This is a genomic window from Sorangium sp. So ce1014, from assembly GCF_051521505.1.
Lineage (GTDB): Bacteria > Myxococcota_A > Polyangia > Polyangiales > Polyangiaceae > Sorangium.
Map to the genome: position 1 here is coordinate 8,408,771 of NZ_CP150356.1, position 18,196 is coordinate 8,426,966.

Genomic DNA, 18,196 nt, shown 5'->3' on the forward strand with positions numbered 1-18,196 from the left:
TAACGCATGCTCGGAGGACGTCGATCGGTCGATGCAGCGCACACTCTTCTCGCTCGTCGCTGCGGCGCTCATCGCAGCGGCGCGCCCCGCGCGCGCGTCCTCCGGGGAGCAGACGGCATCGCTGAGCTGGGTCCGGCTCGCTGGCGCCGAGGCGTGCGTCGGGACGCGCGCGCTCGCGCAGGCGGTGGAGGCGCGCCTCGGGCGCGCGGCGCTCGTCTCGGCCGCCCGGGCCGACCTCACGATCGAGGGGCGCATCGAGCCGGGCGGCTCCGGCGGGTGGCGCGCGGTGATCGCGGTCGCCGATGCGGAAGACGCGCTGCTCGGGACGCGCGAGATCGCCACGACGTCGCCGCGCTGCAGGGCGATCGACGACGAGCTCGCCCTGGCCATCGCGCTCATGATCGACCCCAGCGCGAAGCTGTCCCCGAGCGCGCCGCCTCCTCTGGCCACGCCGGCGCCGCCTCCGACGCCATCGCCCGCGCCCTCGCCGCCGCCGCCGCAGGTCATCGTGCAGCGCATCCTGATCCCGGCCCCCCCGCCGGCCCCCCCGCCGGCGCCTCCGCCTCCGCCGCCGGCGCCGTGGCGCATCGAGGTCGGGGCCGGTCCGCTCTTCGGGCTCGGCCTCCTGCCCGCGCCCGGCGTCGCCGCCGTGATCCGCGCGCGCCTCACGCCGCCCGGGTCCTGGTCGTTCGAGGTCGGGGGGGCGGTCTGGGCCCCGAACGAAACGACAGCCGGCGCCTTCACGACGCGCTTCTCCTGGGGCGAGGGGTTCGTGTCCGTGTGCCCCGTCTCGATCGGGAGCGCCACGCGGCTCTCCGCGTGTGCGGGCGCCCGCCTCGGCGCGCTCCGCGTCAACGGCATCGGGTTCGGCGTCGACCGGACCGACGAGCGCCTGACCGCGGGCGGCACGCTCGACGTTCGTCTCTCCCGGCGGCTCATCGGCCCGCTCACCGCCGGCGGCGGCCTCGGGCTGATCGTGCCGCTCGTGCGAGACACCTTCTACTACATCGATGGGCAGGGCCGGAGCCGCGAGGTCTTCCAGATGGCGCCGCTCGCCGGGACGGCGGACGTCCTGCTCGGCGTCGATTTCCCCTGATCGACGCTCGGCATCGCTTTTCTTTCATAAAAACTCGTCCTTGCGGCCATGAAGGGCTGGAGCCGGCCTTCCTTGGGCCCCGGCCTCGCGCGATGACCCTGGAGGAGATCTTCGAAGAGAACGCGGCGTACGTGTGGCGCGTGCTGCGAAGGCTCGGCGTCGGCGAGGCCGACGTCGAGGACGTCTGCCAGGAAGTCTTCCTCATGGTCCATCGGAAGCTCGACACCTTCGACGGCAGCTCGGCGCTGCGCACGTGGCTCTACGGCATCTGCCTGCGGCTCGCGTCGGAGTACCGGAGGCGCCCGCACCGGAGGCGCGAAGAGGTGGCCGACACCGTCCCCGAGCAGGTCATGGCGGCGCCGCAGGACGAGACCCTCGATCGCCGCCGCGCGCTCGACCGGCTCGACGCGGCGCTCGATCAGCTCGACGACGACAAGCGCGCCGTGTTCGTCCTGCACGAGATCGAGCAGCTGCCGATGGCGGAGATCGCGAAGGCGGCGGGGTGCCCGCTGCAGACGGCGTACTCGCGGCTGCGCGCGGCGCGGGCGCAGATCGAGGCGGCGATGCGCCGGCACGAGCTCGGCGCGCCGCGGGCCGGGGCCGCGCGGATGACCGAGGGGAGCAGCGTATGAGCGGCGATCCTCGCAAGATGAGCGGTTCGGGCGGCGGCCCGGACGCGCTCGGCGTGGCCCTCGAAGCGGCCCGGCGCGACGCGCCGGACAAGGCGCAGCTCGCGCGGCTCGCGGCGCGGTTGCCGCTCCGCCTGCCGGGCGGACCGGGAGGCGGCAAGGACCCCGGCGGCCCGGCGGAGGGCGGCGGCCCGGCGGAGGGCGGCGGCGCGGGCGCGCCGGCGATCGGCGGTGGCGCGGGCGCGCCGGCGGCGCTCGCTCCGGCAGGGATCGCCGCGGCGGGGGCTGGCGCACCGCCGTCGGTGCTCTCCGGCCTGGCGGTCGGCGCTGCGCTGGGCGTCGTCCTCGTCGGGGCGGTGTGGCTCATGCCGTCGCGCTCGCAGCCGCCGCCCGCGCCGCTCGCGCCGACAGGGGCCGCGGTGGTCGCGACCGCAACGCCGAGGGGGGCCGCGGCAGCGCCTGCCGCGGAAGCGCCGGAGATGCCCGCGGAAGCGCCCCCTGCGACGGCGCCGCGCGCGCCTGCTCCGGAGCCGCCCCGCGCGCCTGCTCCGGAGCCAGCGAGCGCGCCGCTGCCCGCGCGCGCGTCCGCCTCGACGACCGGCGCGCCGGCGGCGGGCGGCTCGGCGCTGCCCGACGCGGAGACGGAGCTCGGCCTGCTGCAGCGCGCGCAGGAGGCGCTCGCGGCGCGCCCTGCGGAGGCGCTCGCGCTCGCCGACGCCCACCGCGGGCGCTTCCCGGGCGGCGCGCTCGCCCAGGAGCGCGAAGTGATCGCGGTCGGCGCCCTGAAGGCGCTCGGCCGCGGCGGCGAGGCGCTCGCTCGCGCGCACCGTTTCATTGCGGAGCACCCGAGCTCTGCCTACCGCCGCAGGCTCGAGATCCTCGTTCCGGAGCTGAGAGGCGAGCAGCGCTGACAGGAGGCAGCGGGCCGCCATGGCCGCAGCGAGGTCGGGGCGAAAGGCGGTGGATCTCTCGAGATCTCGATCCACGAGCGTTGCCGCCCCCCGACGTCGGAGGAGGCGACTGCTCTCCTGGCGGCGGAGGCCGCTTCATCCGAGGCACGATCGAGATCGTGAGTGTCGATGCACTGGAGCTCGTGATCAGGATCGAGGGGACATGCACCTTCGAGATCGACGTCAGCGGCGTCCACACCGCGCCCCGCTGCCCGCGGCAGCGCCGCCGGCCGCTTTCGCGCGGCGCTGCGGCTCGTCCTTCTCGCTGCTGCTGCCTCGCGCGGCGCCACCGCCTCCGCCTCGCGCAGAGCCACCGTCGCACCCGGACGAGAAATCGATCGGGGGATCATAAAAACATACGATTGACGCCATTCATCGAGTGACGACGGGCTGCGCTTACAAGCCCGGGGAGATATGAATGCGACATCTCGTGGACACATCCATTTCCTTGTTTTTCGGGCTCATGATGCTCCAGACCTTCGCCGCCGGATGCACCGCCCGGGTGCAGGTCGGCGATGACAGCGGCAGCGGCGATCAAGAGGTCGGGTCCCATGGCGCCGCCGGAGTGGTCGAGTCGTCCGCCGGCAGCGGCGGCGCCGACGGCGGCGTCACCTCCACCTCGGTGACCAGCGTTGCGGTCAGCTCCGGCGGCTTCATCTCCACCTCGGGGAGCAGCGTTGCGGTCGGGGCCGGCGGGGGCGGCTCCACCTCGGGGAGCAACGTTGCGGTCGGCTCCGGCGGGGGCGGCTCTGCGCCGACAGTCGGCGCGATCGCGTTCTTCAGAATTGACACCCCCGGCGAACAGCCGAACGACTCCGGGAGCAGTGCCTCCGTGGGCGGCGGGCCGGGCACCGATCCGTACGATCTCTTCTTCGCCATCGGCGTCCCGGTGAGCTCCTGCGCGGAGCTATCCAGTGGCCCCCGCTGCGGCGACTGGCAGCTGGGCATCAGCATTCCCCCTGCGCTGCAGGTGCCCGGCATCATCGATCTGAGCGCGCCGGAGGTGTGGTCGTACTACGTTGCGAGCAGCCCCGACAGCGGAGGCGGCTGCTGGTCGGGCGAGGGCGACTTCGTGTCCGGCACGCTCGAGATCGTGAGCATCGACGCCGCGGAGGTCGTGCTCCGGCTGAGCGGCACCGATACCCTCCATTTCAACGCCAACGGCGAACACACCGCAGCTCGATGCCGCTGAGCCGCGCGCGGAATGCGCGCCGGCCCGCGAGCGCGAGAGGAGCCTGAGCGGCCAGGCCCGAGCGGCCATCGAGGCCTCGAACGCCCGGGCAAACGTCGGGCAGGCATGTCGCCGTCGCGAGGTGCTGGTGGATCCGGGCGACCTGCGCGTGGCCGACGACGGACCGAGCGCGACGGCTCTCCTGGCCTCTCGCGCACCGCGCTACGCGCCACCGCGCGGAGGGTGTATACCGGCGGAGCCGTCATGGATGAGCCCGCTCTCAATGCAGCCATGGACCGGTACGCGTGCGGCGACGCGCGCGCGTTCCCGGAGCTGCACCGCGCGCTCTCGGCGCGCCTCCTCGCGTATCTCACCCGCATGTGCGGCTCCGAGACGCTCGCGGGCGACCTGACGCAGGAGACGTTCCTGCGGATGCACCGCGCCCGATCGACCTTCGCCCGGGGCGGCGCCGTCGCGCCGTGGGCGTACGCCATCGCCCGGAACGCCTACCTCGACCACGCGCGCGCCCAGAAGCACCGCAATACCGAGCGCCTCCCGAGCGATCCGGGCGCGGAGCCGCCGGACGCGCACGGCGCCGACGGCGAGGCGGTCGCGATCGCCTCCGAGACGGCGCGGGCGGTCGAGCGCGTGCTCTTGTGCCTCCCGGCGTCGCAGCGCGAGGCGTTCATCCTGCTCCGGTACGAGGGGCTGAGCGTGCAGGACGCCGCGGCGGTCCTGGGGACGACCGCGACCGCGGTGAAGCTCCGCGCATTCCGCGCCTACGAGGCGCTGCGCGCCGCGCTCGAGGAGCTCAAGCGGCGGCCCGAGGCGGAACGAGGCGCCGGCAGGAGCGTAGAGAACAAGAGCGTAGAGAAGGGCATGGAGAAGGGCGACAGGCCCGCGGCCGCGAGGCCGGAGCGGAGCGGCCGCCGTGGCAAGGGGCAGGCGGGCGTCCGGGGAGGTGCCGATGGCGAATGAGCACGACCTGCTGAGGGGGATCGAGGACATCCCGGATCCCGCGGCCCACCTCGCCGCGCGCCCGCCGCCCGCCCTGGCCGAGGCGCCGGCCGAGGCGCCGGCCGAGCCGTCGCTGACGCGCCCGGCGCGCGAGCGCCGCGCCCTGAGCGCGACCCTGGCCGGGCTCGCCTGGATCCTGCTCTTCAGCTGGGGCGAGGGCCTCCGCGACGACCTCGGGTCTCCCCGGGTGGCCGTCCCGCTCGCCGTCGCGGCGGTGCTCTCGGGCCTCGGCCTGCTGCTCGCGCTGAGGCCGCGCGCCCGGGGGCTGCCGGCGAGCGTGAGGGCGATCCAGGCGCTCGCCGTCGCGGTGCCGGTCGGGTTCCTGGCCGCGGCCGTCGTGAGGTCGGGCGTGGCCGACCCGCCGGTGCCTCTGGAGCTGCACCTCCGGTGCGTCGCGAGCGCCCTCTGCACGGCGCTCGTGCCGTTCGCGCTGGCGGCGCTCGTGCTGCGCCGCTCGTTCCTCTCGGCGCCGGCGTGGCGCGGCGCCGCGATCGGGTCCCTGTGCGGCCTCGGGGTGGTGGTTGGCCTCGAGGCCCACTGCGCGCTCGACGATCTCCTCCACGTCGCCGTCGCCCACGGCCTCCCGATCGCGGCCGGCGCGCTCCTCGGCGCCGCCGCCGGGGCGCTGCGCGGGCGCGCCTGAAGCGCCGCGCCGCATCGTACGCCCTCCCCGGAAAGCGCCGCGCGGGGCGCATCGGCCGAGCACGCCTCGCCCCGCGTCGCGACGGGGAGCGCCGTGGCGCTTGCCCCGCGGCGCGGTCCGGGGATAACCCAGGTCCAGGTGAACGTGGATCGAACGATGCAGCGCACCCTCCTCTGCCTGGCGGCCGGACTGTGGCTCGGATGCGGCCGATCCGGTGCCGGGACCGCGAACAACGGCGCGACGACGGGCACCTCCGGGAGCGGCGGTGACAGCATGAGCCAAGGCAACGGCACGACAAGCACCGGCACCGGCAGCCACGGCAACAGCGCGAGCAGCACCGGCGGCGGCACCGGCGGCGGCGGCGGCGCGCAGCCCACCGGCGCGCCCCTGGTGTACGTCGGGGGCCACGAGGGCATCTTCGTCTTTCGCCTGGACGACGCCGACGGCGCGCTCTCGGCCGTGCAGGGCCCGCTCGACGCCGAGATGAACCCGACCTTCCTCGCCGTCGATCCCGCGCGCCAGCGCCTCTTCGCGGTGAACGAGCTGAGCGAGGTGGACGGGGAGATGTCGGGGGCGGTCAGCGCGTTCCGGATCCACCCGCAGGACGGGACGCTCGAGCTCATCAACCGGATCTCGTCGAAGGGCCGGGGCCCTGCTCACCTGTCCACGGATCGGTCCGGGCGCTTCGTCCTTGTCGCCAACTACGGCGGCGGGACGGCGGCGGTGCTCCCTGTCGGCCAGGAGGGCGCGCTCGGCCAGGCGGCCTCCGAGGTGTCCTTCGGGCGCCGGACGAGGTCGCACCACGCCGTGACCGATCCGGCCAACAGGTTCGCCTTCGTCACGAACCTCGGGAGCAACGCGATAGCCCAGCTCACCTTCGACGCGGAGACGGGCCGGATGGAGCCGAACGACCCGCCGGCGCTCTCGTTCTCCGCGGGCACGGCGCCCCGGCACCTCGAATTCCACCCGAACGGCCGGTTCGCCTACGTGATCAACGAGTCCGCCGACTCGATTACCACCTTGAGCTACGATCCGTCGCGCGGGACGCTGTCCGCCCTCGACACCGTCTCGACGCTCCCCGACGGCGTGAGCGGCGAGGAGAACACGTGCGCCGAGATCCAGGTGTCCCCGTCGGGCAAGTTCGTTTACGGGTCGAACCGGGGGCACGACAGCATCGCTATCTTCGCGGTTGATCCCGAGCGGGGCACGCTCACGCCCGCCGGCCACGCGCCGACGCGGGGCAAGACGCCGCGCCATTTCCAGATCGCGAAGACAGGCAAGCTGCTGCTCGTCGCGAACCAGGATTCGGGGAACATCGTCGCGTTTCACGTGGACGACGCGACGGGCGCCCTCGAGCCGACCGGCCGGGTCACGGAGGTCCCCGCGCCCACCTATGTCGGGATCGTGACCGAGCTTGGCCGGTGACCGGGGCGCCCTCCCCTGGGCACGTTCCCGGGCCCTCCGGGGGCTTCGCTACATCGCCGCGACGCGCCTCTGCTTCTCTTCCAGGGAGAGGTCCTCGATCCGGTGCGCGAGGCCCCAGCGATGGCCGTACGGATCGCGGAGCCAGGCCATCCTGTCTCCGAACGGCTGATCCTGCGGCGGGCGCTCGATCGTCGCGCCCGCCGCGGCGGCCTGCGCGGCGAGCGCGTCCACGTCCTCCACGTAAACGACGATGCTCGCGCTGGTGCCCTTCAGCGTCTCGGGGCTGACGGCGCCGAGCTCGGGATACTCATCCGACAGGAAGAACCGGGCTCGACCGATCGACAGCTCGGCGTGGCCGATCCGCCCATCGGGCATCGTGACGCGCCAGTCCTCGCGCGCGCCGAAAGCGCGCTTGTAGAAATCGATCGCCTCCACGGCGTTGCGCGCGCTCAGGTAGGGAAAGCACGTCTGACCTTCGGGGATGGGGGGTACCTGGCTCTTCGTCATCGTCGCGCTCCTTGGTGCTCGAATCGCATCGCCATCGTTCCCTGGGGAACGACGGATGTCGCCTTCCTGCCTAGAGGATCGCGCCGCCGACGTATTGGAAGAAATTTACCTGCGCGCCTTGGATGCCGGTGAGCCCGCCTTCTCGGTCGGCGCCGGTCGCGTCCCCGTCATCTCACCCATGGCTCTCCGCTGCCCCCATCGCCCAGTGCTCCTTGACGCAAGCGTCATCCACACGTATGCCCACTCACAACAATTGCGTGAGCTGCGCAAAGACCTCGTGCTGCAACGAGTACGACACGTGCGCCGGTGATGCTCGCTGTGTTTGCCTTGTCGACTGCCTGGCCGGTGACAACCCAGTCTCTATCTGCACCCTGCCCGAGAACTGCGGCCCCGCCGATCGGGTCTTCACGGAGGCAGCCTCGTGCCTGGACGACGCCTGTCAGGCGCTGTGCCCGAGCCCGGGCGCTCTCGGCGCCGACTCGACAGACCGCGCGCCGCCCAGCGGCGCGAAAGACGTCGGCGTCGGGGCCCCTCCGTTCGCCGGAGACGCCCCATGAACGCGAGCGCTTGGCGGACGTTCGAGGTCGCCGAGCATGGACGGTGGGACACGTCGGAACCGAAGCAGGAACTCATGGTCATGCCCACTGAATCGACCGAGCGCGCGACCGTTGCCGCGGTCGGCGACGAGCTCGCCGGCACCCACGTCTGGCACGTCCTGAGCCACGCGCTTCAGGTGAGGCTTTCCCTCGACGAGCGCGAGGGTCTACCAGGGCTCATCCGGCACAGCGAGAGGCAGGAGACCACGGGCCCGATCTGCGACTCGGGACGCTTCGCCACGGCCCTGGTGGGAAAGTTGCGCGTCGACCGGCGAGGCGAGCTCGCGGACGCGATCGTGTCGTTGCTGGGCGGCGGTCCGATCGACGCCGACCCGATGCTCTGGCTCAACGAGGTTCAAGGAAAGATCGCCGTCAGGAGCCAGACGGCCGCCGCGCACCGCGCCCGCGGGCACCACGAGATGGCGAGCCTGGTCGAGAACACCCTGTCGCTCGACCTCCGGGTGGCGCTGAGAGAGCGGCTTTGCGCCGATGGGCGCCGCGACCTCGCGGATGCCATCTCGAGGGCGACCTATGCCTACGAAGAACAGGAGCGCAGCGAAACAGGAGCGCCGGCTCCGGGCCAGCCGCCCGTACCGGCGACGAAGCACGAGCCCCCGCCCGATGTCGCTGCCCGCTGGGCCCTCGCCGACGCGCTCGGCCGCACCCACCCCGCGGGCGTCCTGGCCTGTGCGCTCGTCACCAAGCTTCGCTCCGAGGGCCGCGACGTGCTCGCAGGCTCGCTCATGATGTTCTGGGCGCGCGGTATTGCCGGGCCGATCGTCGACCCGGCACGGCTCGCGGCCGACCTTGTCGCTCAGCTCCGCGTCGAAGGACGCGGGGAGCTCGCGGACACCATCGCATTGCTGCTGCGGGGCGCCGTCATCGATCGCGATCCGTGCGACATCATGGCAGTCTGGATGAACGAGCTCGCCGGACCGATCGTCGCCCCAGAACCGCTCGCCGCCGCGCTGGTCTCGGTCCTCCGGAGGCAGCAGCACGACAGGCTCGCGGACGGCGTCGAGGCCTTGATGCGCTGGAACCCGTGAGCGCACATCTCCGTCGCGTCCGAGAGCGAGCCGAGGACGATCTCGATCGCGCGCGCCAGGGGGAGCGCCTCAGCTCGTCTCCGCCTATTCAGGAAAGCGAAGCGTCTCCACGGCGACGCCGTCCGCTCCCGTCGTCATGTTGCCGGCCTGATCCCAGCTGATCCCGCCCACGCCGGGCGGTCCCAGCACGAAGGTGACGCCCTCCACCGTGAGCTGGTCCTCGTCGAGGTAGGCGATGCCGATCGAGTCGCCGCCGCGCCCTGGGCCGCCGTAGCCGCCGAGACCGCCGTCGCCCCCATTGCCCCCGTCACAGCCGTACGTGCCATCGCCCAGCGCACCTCCCGGCGCGCCTCGGCCGGGCCTGCCGCCTTGCTCGGGCGGCCCGCCATCGCCGCCCGGGCCGCCGTGGACCGTCTCGATCACGCTGTCGCGCACGGTCACCCTGGCGTGCAGCGCGACGACACCGATCACCGGATGGCCGTTCTCGCCGCCTCGTCCGCCTCGGCCGCCGCAGCCGCCGGCCCCGCCCGATCCGCCTCCGGCGCCTCCCCTGGAGGCCACGTCGCACACGCCGAGCCCGCCCCGACGGCCGCCGCCCCCGCCGCCGCCCTGGCCCGGCATGCCCCGGCCGCCGTCGCCGGCCTTGTCTCCTGTCCAGCCAGCCTCGCTGATGCGCCCGAGGCCCGCGCCCGCCGCCCCGGGGGTGCCTGGCGTGCCATAGATCCCGAAGTGCCCGTCCGTGCAGCCGACGTCTGCCGCGTTCCCGCGTCCTCCCTGTCCGTGGCTCCGCGGGTTGGGGGCCGGGGTCGGCTCGCCGTCGGCCCCGTCCTCGGCGCCGCTGGGCAGTCCATCACCGCCCTTGCCGCCAACACTCGGGATCCCGCCGTCGCACGGGTTCACCACGGCAGCCCCGCCGGCCACGGTCTCCGCGGAGCACGCGTCCCCGCCGTACATGCCGTGCGCGCCATCTGCTGCGCGATTCAGCCCGCGCCACGGCTCGCCATCCTCGCCCACCCATCCGCGAGCGGCGCGAATCGAGCTCCGGGTGATCTCCACCGCGGTGTTGGATCGAGCCAGGATCGCGAGGGAGCTGCTCGCAGAGAACTTCACGTCGACGATCGTCGAGACCCCGTCCGCTGCGCCCGTGTCCCCCGCGCTCGCCGGTTCGACGGTGAGGAGAACATCGTCCGGTCGTTCGTCCTGAAGGAGAGTGACCGTATCAGGTATGCGCATCCAATCCAGGCAATAGAACCCCCCGATGAGATCCACGCCGGAGATCAACGTGAGGGGGCCGAAGAAGCCATCGGTGCACGCAAACACGCGCCCTCGCCCGGTGCGCGCGAGCTCGACGCCGCGCTGGAGCGTGCGCACCGGCTTCTCCTTGGTGCCGGGGTTCGCATCATCGCCGCTGCCGAAGACGCCGGCCACGAACACGCCGCATCCATTCTCCAGTACACCGGCGGAGAGGCGCTCGAGACAGACGGACTCCGGCGGTGCCGCATCCTGGCACGACGAGGCGCCGTCGCACGGTGCTCCGCCAGCGTCGCCTGTGACAGGGGCGGTGCCGCACCCGGCCACGAGGATCGGGAGGACGAGAAACGGACAGGTCGCTCGGGGAATGCGCATGGTTCTCGCTCGACACCGCGTGCCGCGCACACGGCCCTTTAACTCGGTGGTCCTGGATCCGGCACATCGAACTGACGGTAGGGCATGGCATCGCCATCCTGGCCTTGGCCCACGTTATGGCCAGAAGATGCATTGCCTGCGGTGCCGCCGTCGCCATGCGCTCCCGTGTGTGCGGTGGCGCCCGGCCCGAAGGTCACGGAGGCGCCGGCGGACGCAACGCCGTAGGAGGAACCGCCGATGCCGCCGCCGGCGTCGCCGCCGCGACCGCCGTCGCCTCCGTGTCCGCCGGGGCACGCGGGCCACATGGCACTGCTGCCAGGAGGGGGCGTTCCCCCGTGGCCGCCCCACGCACCACCGCCGCCCGGTTGACCCGTTCCGCCGACCCCGCCGTTGCCGCCGTTGCCCGTGGTGACCCCCGTCGCCTCGAGCGTCACCGCGCTACCGTACAACGCGACGATGCCGATGCTCGATCCGCCATATCCGCCCCCCTTGCCGCCCAGGCCACCGCAACCGCCGCTCCCTCCAGAGCCGCCGGCCGCGCCGCCCTCGGGGCTACCGGCTCGACACGTGACCATGTTCCCTCGGGCCTTGCTGCCGCCACCGCCGCCCCCTCCCTGGCCGACGCCGCCCTTTCGCCCGTCCTCGCCCCGGACGCCGATCCAGCCATCGAGCCCGAGGTAGCCTGCGCCGACGGCGCCCGCAGCGCGCCCGGCGTCGACACCGCCTGCGCCCGGTTCTCCCGGTGTGCACGGCGTGCTGCCCGCGCCGGTCCCTGCAAGGCCGTTGCCCACCGGATTCTCCGCCGGCTCGGGTTGCCCCGGAGCGCCATCGCGCCCCTCGTCGACGCCGCCGTCACCTCCGTATCCGCCCGTCGATTCGATGCCGTCGTCGCACACGGTCGCCACCGTCAGGGCGCCCGTCACGACGTCCGCCGTGCAGGCGTCCGCGCCGTTGTTCCCCTTCACCCCGTCCTTCGCCGGGTCGCGGGCGGCGTCCGCTCCCGGCTCCCCGTCCTTGCCGTTGCCCGCGATGATCTCGCTCCCTCGCACGATCGCCCTCGCCCCCTGGCTCAGGATCATCGCGATCGACGACCTCCCATCGCTCGCCGAGGCGTCCGCCGCCACGACGCGCACGCCGAAGATCACCGACGCCGCGCCTCCTCCCTCGACGACCCGCACCGGGATCCCCACCGGCCCCGGCGCGATGGTGGTCAACCGCCCGGCCCCCTCGAACGACGCCCCGTACGACCAGTCGCCGTCATCACAGCGACGGCCGCCCCAGAGGTGGACACCCGAGATCAGGGTCACCTCTTCCTCGAACGTCTCGCCACAGACGTAGACGTGGCGCAGGCCTCGCGCTTGCGCCTCCACGATCGCCTGCTGCAACGAGCTGAACGGCTCGAACCGCGTGCCCGTGCGCGGGGCATCCCCGGGAGCGCTGGAGCGGACAAACACGCCGCACTCATCCATCACGGGACCCACGCTGGGCTCGAGCCCGTCACAGGGCGACGCCGGGGGTGCGAGGCACATCCGCTCGTCCCAGCAGTCCTCCGGGTACATACAGCCGGAGAGCCCACCCGCGCCGCTCGACGAGAAGACAAGAAGTGAGAGAGCGCGCGCAAGGGAACGCATGCACGGACGCTACGTACCGCCGCCGCACAGCGTCAAGCGGCATAAATCTGCAAGAACCGGCCCTTTTGCGCGAGAAAATATCGCTTGATGCCGTAAAGCTATCGGCGGTCCCCCGGGGATCGGGGGGACCTTCCTGGTCCCCTCGCGACCGCCCTCGCCCGCGACCACAACGCGTCCTGGTCCATCGCGACCGGACGGGTGATGTCCGGATCCACATCGGCGCCACCCGCATTCCGGATACTCGCGCGGCGCATCCCGGACCCCCCGCTCTACTGAAGCGAATCTGAAGCGACGCCAGGGGGCACGAACAATCCCTGGCAAATTTTGGCCACCATCGTCTCGAGCATGGGTCTTTCCCACCGTGCTCAAAGAAACCGTCACGCGCAGCGCTCGAGTGTGCCACGACATCGTCGTTCCCGGGCACCTCGATCCGGTCGGCCGTAGCAGGAGTGGCACAACCTGCTCCAATTTCCGCGAATTGGGCGCCCGGCACACTGTTTGCCAATACATGCGCCCATGTCAAGAGCTGCGCTCGTCCACGTTCGTAATAGTTTTTTGCTGATGCTGGTGCTCGCCGCGCTGTCGGGCTGTGGCGGAGAGAGCCGTAACGCCGAAAGCGGATCGGGGGGCATCGGAGCCGCGGGCGCAGGAGCGACGTCTGGATCCGGCGGTGGTTTGGATGACGGCGGCGCTGGCTCGGGCGGCGCGAGCACCGGCGGCTCGACGACCGGAGGCTCGGAGACCGCTGGCACGACCACCAGCGGCACCGGCGCAGCTCCACTCACCGCGCAGTGCCCGGAGACCATTCCTGTGCCGGCGGCGGAGTGCCCGACGCAAGGCGGGTCCTGTTTCTATGGCGACTGCGAAGACGGCCAGCGTACGGTCGCGACCTGCATGGCATCGAGGTGGACGGTCGAGACGCGCCCCTGCAGCACGTTCCTCTGTGCCATCAGCGAGGAGTGCATGCCCGGCGAGATCTGCTCGGTCTACTCGGGCGGCGCCTTCTGGGGGGAGTGCATTCCCAATCCCTGCGGAACGGGCCCCGTCACCTGCGAATGTGCCAGCCCGGGCTGTGGCCAATGCAGGGTCGACGATTCCGCGGGCGGCATCAGCGTCACCTGCAACCTCTGTCCGAGCGGCAACTGCCCGTAAGTGCGCTCCCCCCGCCGGTCTCCAGGATGAGCCGTGGTAGCACTCCACGAGTGCTACCACAGGCTCCGCGCGGTCCGCCGGCGGTCGCGGGCCTCGGCGCGAAAGATCCGTCGCGCTACGACCGCCATCATCTTCATCGGGCTGGCTTCGTGCCGGACCGGAGGCACCGAGAGGTGCACGGAAGCCGCTTGCCGCGATGAGCTAGAAATCAAGCTCGAGCCCGGACTGACCGCGCCCGGTCACTATCAGTTCAAGGTGGAGCTGGACGGCGTGACGCGGCGCTGTGATGCATCCCTGCCCAGCTCCGGCCAGCAGGAGACAATGGCCAAGTGCATCATCCATGAGGGCAGCGGCTCCCTGACGGCCATCACGATCCCCGACATGCGACCGAAGGGGGTCGCTCTCCACGTGGCCCGCGACCACAACGCATCCTGGTCCCCCCGCGAGCGCGCAGGTGGTGGCCCGAATAGCCCCGCGAACCTCGCATCTGGGCCACTCGAAATCGGCGTTTGAGCCACTCGATGCGGTCACGTGTCCGGGCTCACGTCGGTTGTGTCCGGAACCACATCGGTGCCACCCGCGTTCCGGACGCTCGCCAGGCGCATCCCGGACACCTGCATCCACTGAAGCGAATCTGACGCGACGAGCGCGCGCGGCCGACGGTTGAGCAGCGCCTGTGCGCTCGCATGGGCATACATCTGCGCGACGTGGCGCGACAGCGGCCACAGGGCACGGTTGCAGCGTGGTCGCATCCCGTGATACTCGTCACTTTTCTCCGACGTCTGGCCGGGGTAGAGGGAGGCGCATGGACGAACTCACGTTGTATAGCGACGGTGGAACTCTGGTGACATCCACGAGGTTCGTCGTGGGGACTTCGACGTACGCAATGTCTCAGATTACAAGCGTCACCACGGTAGCCATCCCCAAGAGCACGCGTCTACTCATCTGGGGTGTGGTCGTGGCCTTGTGTGGCGTGTCGTGCGTTGGCATCGGCGCTTCGTCGAGCGGAGGCGGCGCATCGACGCTAGGGGTTCTACAGTTGCTTGTGGGTGCCGCCATGGTCGCTGCATACGTCCTGGTCTTGAAAGCCCAGTACGCGGTGAGCATCGGCACGTCTGGGGGGCAGGTCCGCGCGCTCGTGTCCACGGACATGGCGGCCGTGGCCAAGATCGCGGGAGCGCTCACGCAGGTGATCGTCATGCGGCGCTGATGTGGGTTGTGGATGCGGGCAACAGTCAGTTCTGGTCGGCCGGCTCGTCCTCGTCTTGACGGTCGATCCGGAGCATGAGCCATGCCCTCAGCGCGGCCTCCTCCTCCACGTCCCACCCGTACCGCTTCATGAGTTCGATGTGGGCTAGGTGAGCCTCCGGGATCACCTGCATCAAGAGGTCGTCGGCGTCCTCGCGCAGGTAGACGTCCGCCTCTCCGCGCTCCGCATGGATCTCCACGCTCACCACCATCCGCGCGCGCTCCGCAAGGAGGAAAGAGCCCACGGCGGGCACCTCCGAGAGGTGCAGCCGCTTGGTGATGGCGTGACCGCCGTTCTCCAGGATGAGCCGCACGCGCATGCTGCGACCCTACCACGAGCGCATCGAGAGCCCGCGCGCGCCAGCAACCGAAAGCGCGAAAGAGCCGTCAAACAGGCTGTAATCGCGCATGCGGGCTAGGACATCGCGCGTCCGAGCCACACGGAAACGCCGAGAAACATAGGCGTTCGGTGCTATCTTTCGCGAATACTTAGCAAAGCGCCCCGCCCTCAGTTCGCACCTGAGAGCGGGGCTGCAACACACCCTGTGGTGGCCCACAGAGCGCGCGTCGCACCGCGAGCATGGGCCGGCCCGGGGAGAGAGACAAGGCCCGTCATGCCCGCACCGCTCCTGCTGGAGACGCGCGTCCGCATCGCGTCCGCCCTGGTAGAAGGCAACTCCCTGCGCGCCACCGCACGCATGGTCGAGGTGGCGCGGGGGACCGTGCTGGACTTCGCCCTGCGCCTCGGCGAGGGCTGCATCCGGCTCCACAGCCGCAAGGTGCGGAATCTAGCGGCGCATGTGATCCGGATGGACGAGATGTGGAGCTATGCGCAGAAGAAACAGGCGCGCGTGACCGCGAAGGACGCCGCCGAGCATGGCGACGCGTACCTCTACGTCGCGCTGGACGCGAACACGAAGCTGGCGATCTCCTACCACGTTGGCAAGCGCGACGGCGAGAGCACAGAGACGTTCGTCAAAGACCTTCGCGCGCAGCTCACGGTAGTCCCGCACGTCACGAGCGACGGCTGGCAGCCGTACATCGAAGCGATGTTCGCAAACTTCCGCGGCTCGGCGGACTACGCCCAATGCGTCAAAAACTACCGCGGCGGGCCGCAGCGCTCGCCCGATCATCGGTACGAGCCTAGCAGGGATGTCTTCGTCACCAAGACACCCGTCTTCGGCGCACCCAAGGACGAACTCATGAGCACGAGTTTCGTCGAGCGCTTCAACCTGACCACGCGCCACACGGTCGGCCGCACGCGCCGGCTGTGCCTGGCGTTCTCAAAGACGATTCGCGGGCACCGCGCCGCGATCGGCCTGGGGATCGCCTCCTACACGCACGCACGGCACGCTCGGCACCACCCCGGCCGTTGCGGCGGGCTTGGCAGAGCGCCCGTGGACCCTCGCCGAGTTCGTCACGGCGGCCCTCGCGGAGGAGGAGACGGCGCCGCCCGTAGCGCAGCCGCTCAAGTTGGAGCCGCGCCCTGGTGAGGAGCCTGCGCCAGCGCGAGAGCTCCCAGGGGGCAGTGGGTGGCTCCGCCTCGTCTCGGGCGGGTCAGCCCCGTCAGCGCCCACTGATCCGCAGCCCCCGCCCGTGGCGCCAGCCCCGGTGGCGGTCCCTCCGCCGGCCCTCGCGCCCGTCGCAGCACCAGCGGCGCCGTCTGCCGTCGAGCCTGCCGCAGTTCCGGGCGAGCCCTCCCGCCAGCTCGACCTGTTCGCGTGGCGTCCGAAGCCGAGAACGCAGGTGCAGCTGTCGCTGTTCGTGGATCCGCCGTCACCCGCACCGTCATCGAGGTAGGTGAATTGCTGGACACAATGTCGTAAAATGGCGGTCATGGCCCTACTCTATGAACAGCGCTTGCCGCTGCTTGCCCCCTTTGGCTTCGCGTGCGCCGCCTGTCTGGCGCTCGGTTGCCAAGCCATCCTCGGCATCCATGACGTCGAGCGCGACACGTCCGGCGGAGGCGCGGGAGGACGCGACACATCGTCGGGCGCCACCAGCAGCGGCGGCGGAGGCGCCGGAAGCGCTGGCGGCAGCGGTGGGGCTGGAGGCTTGGCGGGAACCGGTGGCGGCGCGGGCGGCGCCGAGTGCTCTCCTGACGAGAAGAGATGCTCCGAGAACACGCCTCAGCGCTGTGCAGATGGGCGGTGGGAGAGCGGGGAAGCGTGCGCCGGGCAGACGTGCGTGGATGGGACGTGCACCGGGGAGTGCGGCCCGGAAGAGACGCGCTGCTCGGAGAACCGTGCCCAGCGGTGCGATGAGCGCGGAGCGTGGGCGGACGCGGAGCCTTGTCCGGCGGCAGCGCCCGTATGTAGTGCAGGGGTGTGCACGACCCCGCCGAGCTGTAATGGATTACCTCCGACGTGCGGTCCTTTGGGCAATGAGAGCTGCTGCGCGACCGCGATGGTTCCCGGTGGCAGCTTCAACCGGAGCAACGACCCTGCATATCCGGCGACGGTAAGCAGCTTCCTCCTGGATCGGTTCGAGGTGACGGTGGGTCGGTTTCGTAGGTTCGTCGAGGTGCATCCCGAAAGCCGGCCTGCGGCTGGGGCAGGCGCGCATCCAAGAATCGATGGAAGCGGGTGGGATCCGGACTGGGACAGCAACCTGCCTGCGGACGCTGCCGCGTTGGTGGCTGCGGCGAAGTGCCACGACACGTACCAGATGTGGACGGATGAAGCGGCAGATCGTGAGCATCGGCCGATGAACTGCATGAGCTGGTACGTCGCCTTCGCACTTTGCGCGTGGGATGGGGGCCGGTTGCCCACGGAAGCCGAGTGGAACTACGCAGCGGCCGGAGGGCCCGAGCAACGCGTATATCCGTGGTCAATTCCGCCCGAATCGGCCACGATCGATTCCAGCTATGCGGCGCATTACTGCAGAGGCGAGGTGGATGGGTCCAACGACTGTATGTTAAACGATATCCAACCCGTCGGGTCGCGGTCGCCGAAGGGAGATGGGAGGTGGGGGCAAGCGGACCTCGCGGGTAGTCTATGGGAATGGGGATTGGACGGGTATGGGGACTACACCGACGCCTGCACGGACTGTGCTACCATATCAGGCGCGTCAAGCCGGGTGCTCCGGAGCGGGGCTTACGGTGATGCTGCGTCGTATCTATTATCGTACTTTCGCAGCGATGGTAATCCGTCGAACCGCTACGCGAGTGCCGGGGTCAGATGCGCGAGAAGCCTGTAGGCCACGCGCTGAGTCGTCGGGGCTGGTTCAGGGTGATCCCGCGCGGGTCCGCGCCGTCGGCGCCCTCCGCTTCGCAGCCGCGGCCCGTGGCGCTCGTCGAGGCGTCGCCGGAGCCGCCGCCTGCGCCGGGGCCGCGCAGGATGGTGCAGCTGAGCTTGTTCGGCGAGGCCGAGTGATCGCGGCTTGCTAGTGGATCATCGACGATCCAGACTAGGCGGTGTCGCACAAGCAGGCGCTCCACGATCAGCTCTCCCGGGTCGT

The 18,196-nt window shown here is 71.3% G+C and carries 18 protein-coding genes and 1 pseudogene; 13 read left to right on the plus strand and 6 right to left on the minus strand.

Features of this window, described 5'->3' with window-relative positions; all coding sequences use genetic code 11:
* Positions 1 to 31: 31 nt before the first annotated feature.
* The 7 genes from WME75_RS31775 (at position 32) to WME75_RS31805 (ending at position 6,931) form a co-directional block, all read left to right on the plus strand.
* On the plus strand, positions 32 to 1,096 hold the full coding sequence (locus WME75_RS31775; RefSeq protein ID WP_437478961.1) for a hypothetical protein: 1,065 nt from the start codon (positions 32 to 34) through the stop codon (positions 1,094 to 1,096).
* Positions 1,097 to 1,188: 92 nt separating this feature from the next.
* On the plus strand, positions 1,189 to 1,728 hold the full coding sequence (locus WME75_RS31780; RefSeq protein ID WP_437478962.1) for an RNA polymerase sigma factor: 540 nt from the start codon (positions 1,189 to 1,191) through the stop codon (positions 1,726 to 1,728).
* Positions 1,725 to 2,636 carry a hypothetical protein gene (locus WME75_RS31785; RefSeq protein WP_437478963.1) on the plus strand — a complete coding sequence of 304 codons (912 nt, stop codon included), beginning with the start codon at positions 1,725 to 1,727 and terminating at the stop codon, positions 2,634 to 2,636. The genes WME75_RS31780 and WME75_RS31785 overlap by 4 nt, the downstream gene beginning before the upstream one ends.
* Before the next feature lie 502 nt (positions 2,637 to 3,138).
* Positions 3,139 to 3,867 carry a hypothetical protein gene (locus WME75_RS31790; RefSeq protein ID WP_437478964.1) on the plus strand — a complete coding sequence of 243 codons (729 nt, stop codon included), beginning with the start codon at positions 3,139 to 3,141 and terminating at the stop codon, positions 3,865 to 3,867.
* 243 nt (positions 3,868 to 4,110) lie between these two features.
* Entirely contained in the window at positions 4,111 to 4,824 is a 714-nt protein-coding gene (locus WME75_RS31795) for an RNA polymerase sigma factor (protein ID WP_437478965.1), read from the plus strand.
* Positions 4,814 to 5,506, plus strand: coding sequence for an NrsF family protein (locus WME75_RS31800; protein WP_437478966.1), 693 nt, complete (start codon positions 4,814 to 4,816; stop codon positions 5,504 to 5,506). Before WME75_RS31795 ends, WME75_RS31800 begins: the two co-directional genes overlap by 11 nt.
* Positions 5,507 to 5,662: 156 nt before the next feature.
* On the plus strand, positions 5,663 to 6,931 hold the full coding sequence (locus tag WME75_RS31805) for a lactonase family protein (RefSeq protein WP_437478967.1): 1,269 nt from the start codon (positions 5,663 to 5,665) through the stop codon (positions 6,929 to 6,931).
* 48 nt (positions 6,932 to 6,979) lie between these two features.
* Here the strand turns inward: WME75_RS31805 and WME75_RS31810 are convergent, their stop codons facing one another.
* Entirely contained in the window at positions 6,980 to 7,438 is a 459-nt protein-coding gene (locus WME75_RS31810) for a VOC family protein (protein ID WP_437478968.1), read from the minus strand.
* Positions 7,439 to 8,075: 637 nt separating this feature from the next.
* Here WME75_RS31810 and WME75_RS31815 point away from each other — a divergent pair.
* Positions 8,076 to 9,080: a hypothetical protein gene (locus tag WME75_RS31815; RefSeq protein WP_437478969.1), complete on the plus strand. Its 1,005-nt coding sequence runs from the start codon at positions 8,076 to 8,078 to the stop codon at positions 9,078 to 9,080.
* A gap of 84 nt (positions 9,081 to 9,164) precedes the next feature.
* Here the strand turns inward: WME75_RS31815 and WME75_RS31820 are convergent, their stop codons facing one another.
* Together WME75_RS31820 and WME75_RS31825 are read right to left on the minus strand one after the other, a co-directional pair.
* Positions 9,165 to 10,706 (minus strand): hypothetical protein, encoded by a 1,542-nt coding sequence (locus WME75_RS31820; protein ID WP_437478970.1) that lies wholly within the window; start codon positions 10,704 to 10,706, stop codon positions 9,165 to 9,167.
* A 38-nt stretch (positions 10,707 to 10,744) separates the two neighbouring features.
* A complete protein-coding gene (locus tag WME75_RS31825) occupies positions 10,745 to 12,337 on the minus strand; it encodes a hypothetical protein (RefSeq protein ID WP_437478971.1) in 1,593 nt (530 codons plus the stop codon).
* A gap of 516 nt (positions 12,338 to 12,853) precedes the next feature.
* Here WME75_RS31825 and WME75_RS31830 point away from each other — a divergent pair.
* Together WME75_RS31830 and WME75_RS31835 are read left to right on the plus strand one after the other, a co-directional pair.
* Positions 12,854 to 13,489 (plus strand): hypothetical protein, encoded by a 636-nt coding sequence (locus WME75_RS31830; protein ID WP_437478972.1) that lies wholly within the window; start codon positions 12,854 to 12,856, stop codon positions 13,487 to 13,489.
* 33 nt (positions 13,490 to 13,522) lie between these two features.
* Positions 13,523 to 14,002, plus strand: coding sequence for a hypothetical protein (locus WME75_RS31835; RefSeq protein WP_437478973.1), 480 nt, complete (start codon positions 13,523 to 13,525; stop codon positions 14,000 to 14,002).
* Between the two features lie 14 nt (positions 14,003 to 14,016).
* On the opposite strand, the gene WME75_RS31840 is transcribed toward WME75_RS31835, so the two are convergent.
* Complete coding sequence (locus tag WME75_RS31840; protein ID WP_437478974.1) at positions 14,017 to 14,241, minus strand: hypothetical protein; 225 nt, start codon at positions 14,239 to 14,241, stop codon at positions 14,017 to 14,019.
* 53 nt (positions 14,242 to 14,294) lie between these two features.
* Here WME75_RS31840 and WME75_RS31845 point away from each other — a divergent pair, with 53 nt between their 5' ends.
* Complete coding sequence (locus WME75_RS31845) at positions 14,295 to 14,699, plus strand: DUF6232 family protein (RefSeq protein WP_437478975.1); 405 nt, start codon at positions 14,295 to 14,297, stop codon at positions 14,697 to 14,699.
* 25 nt (positions 14,700 to 14,724) lie between these two features.
* Here WME75_RS31845 and WME75_RS31850 read toward each other — a convergent pair whose 3' ends face one another.
* Positions 14,725 to 15,057 carry a hypothetical protein gene (locus WME75_RS31850; RefSeq protein WP_437478976.1) on the minus strand — a complete coding sequence of 111 codons (333 nt, stop codon included), beginning with the start codon at positions 15,055 to 15,057 and terminating at the stop codon, positions 14,725 to 14,727.
* Positions 15,058 to 15,351: 294 nt separating this feature from the next.
* On the opposite strand from WME75_RS31850, the pseudogene WME75_RS31855 reads away from it, so the two are divergent.
* Positions 15,352 to 16,537: pseudogene (locus WME75_RS31855) on the plus strand (IS1 family transposase).
* A 606-nt stretch (positions 16,538 to 17,143) separates the two neighbouring features.
* The gene (locus tag WME75_RS31860; RefSeq protein ID WP_437494964.1) at positions 17,144 to 17,935 is read left to right on the plus strand and encodes a formylglycine-generating enzyme family protein; all 792 of its coding nucleotides are present in this window, start codon (positions 17,144 to 17,146) and stop codon (positions 17,933 to 17,935) included.
* On the opposite strand, the gene WME75_RS31865 is transcribed toward WME75_RS31860, so the two are convergent.
* Positions 17,913 to 18,176: a hypothetical protein gene (locus WME75_RS31865; protein ID WP_437478977.1), complete on the minus strand. Its 264-nt coding sequence runs from the start codon at positions 18,174 to 18,176 to the stop codon at positions 17,913 to 17,915. The genes WME75_RS31860 and WME75_RS31865 overlap by 23 nt on opposite strands.
* Positions 18,177 to 18,196: the final 20 nt, after the last annotated feature.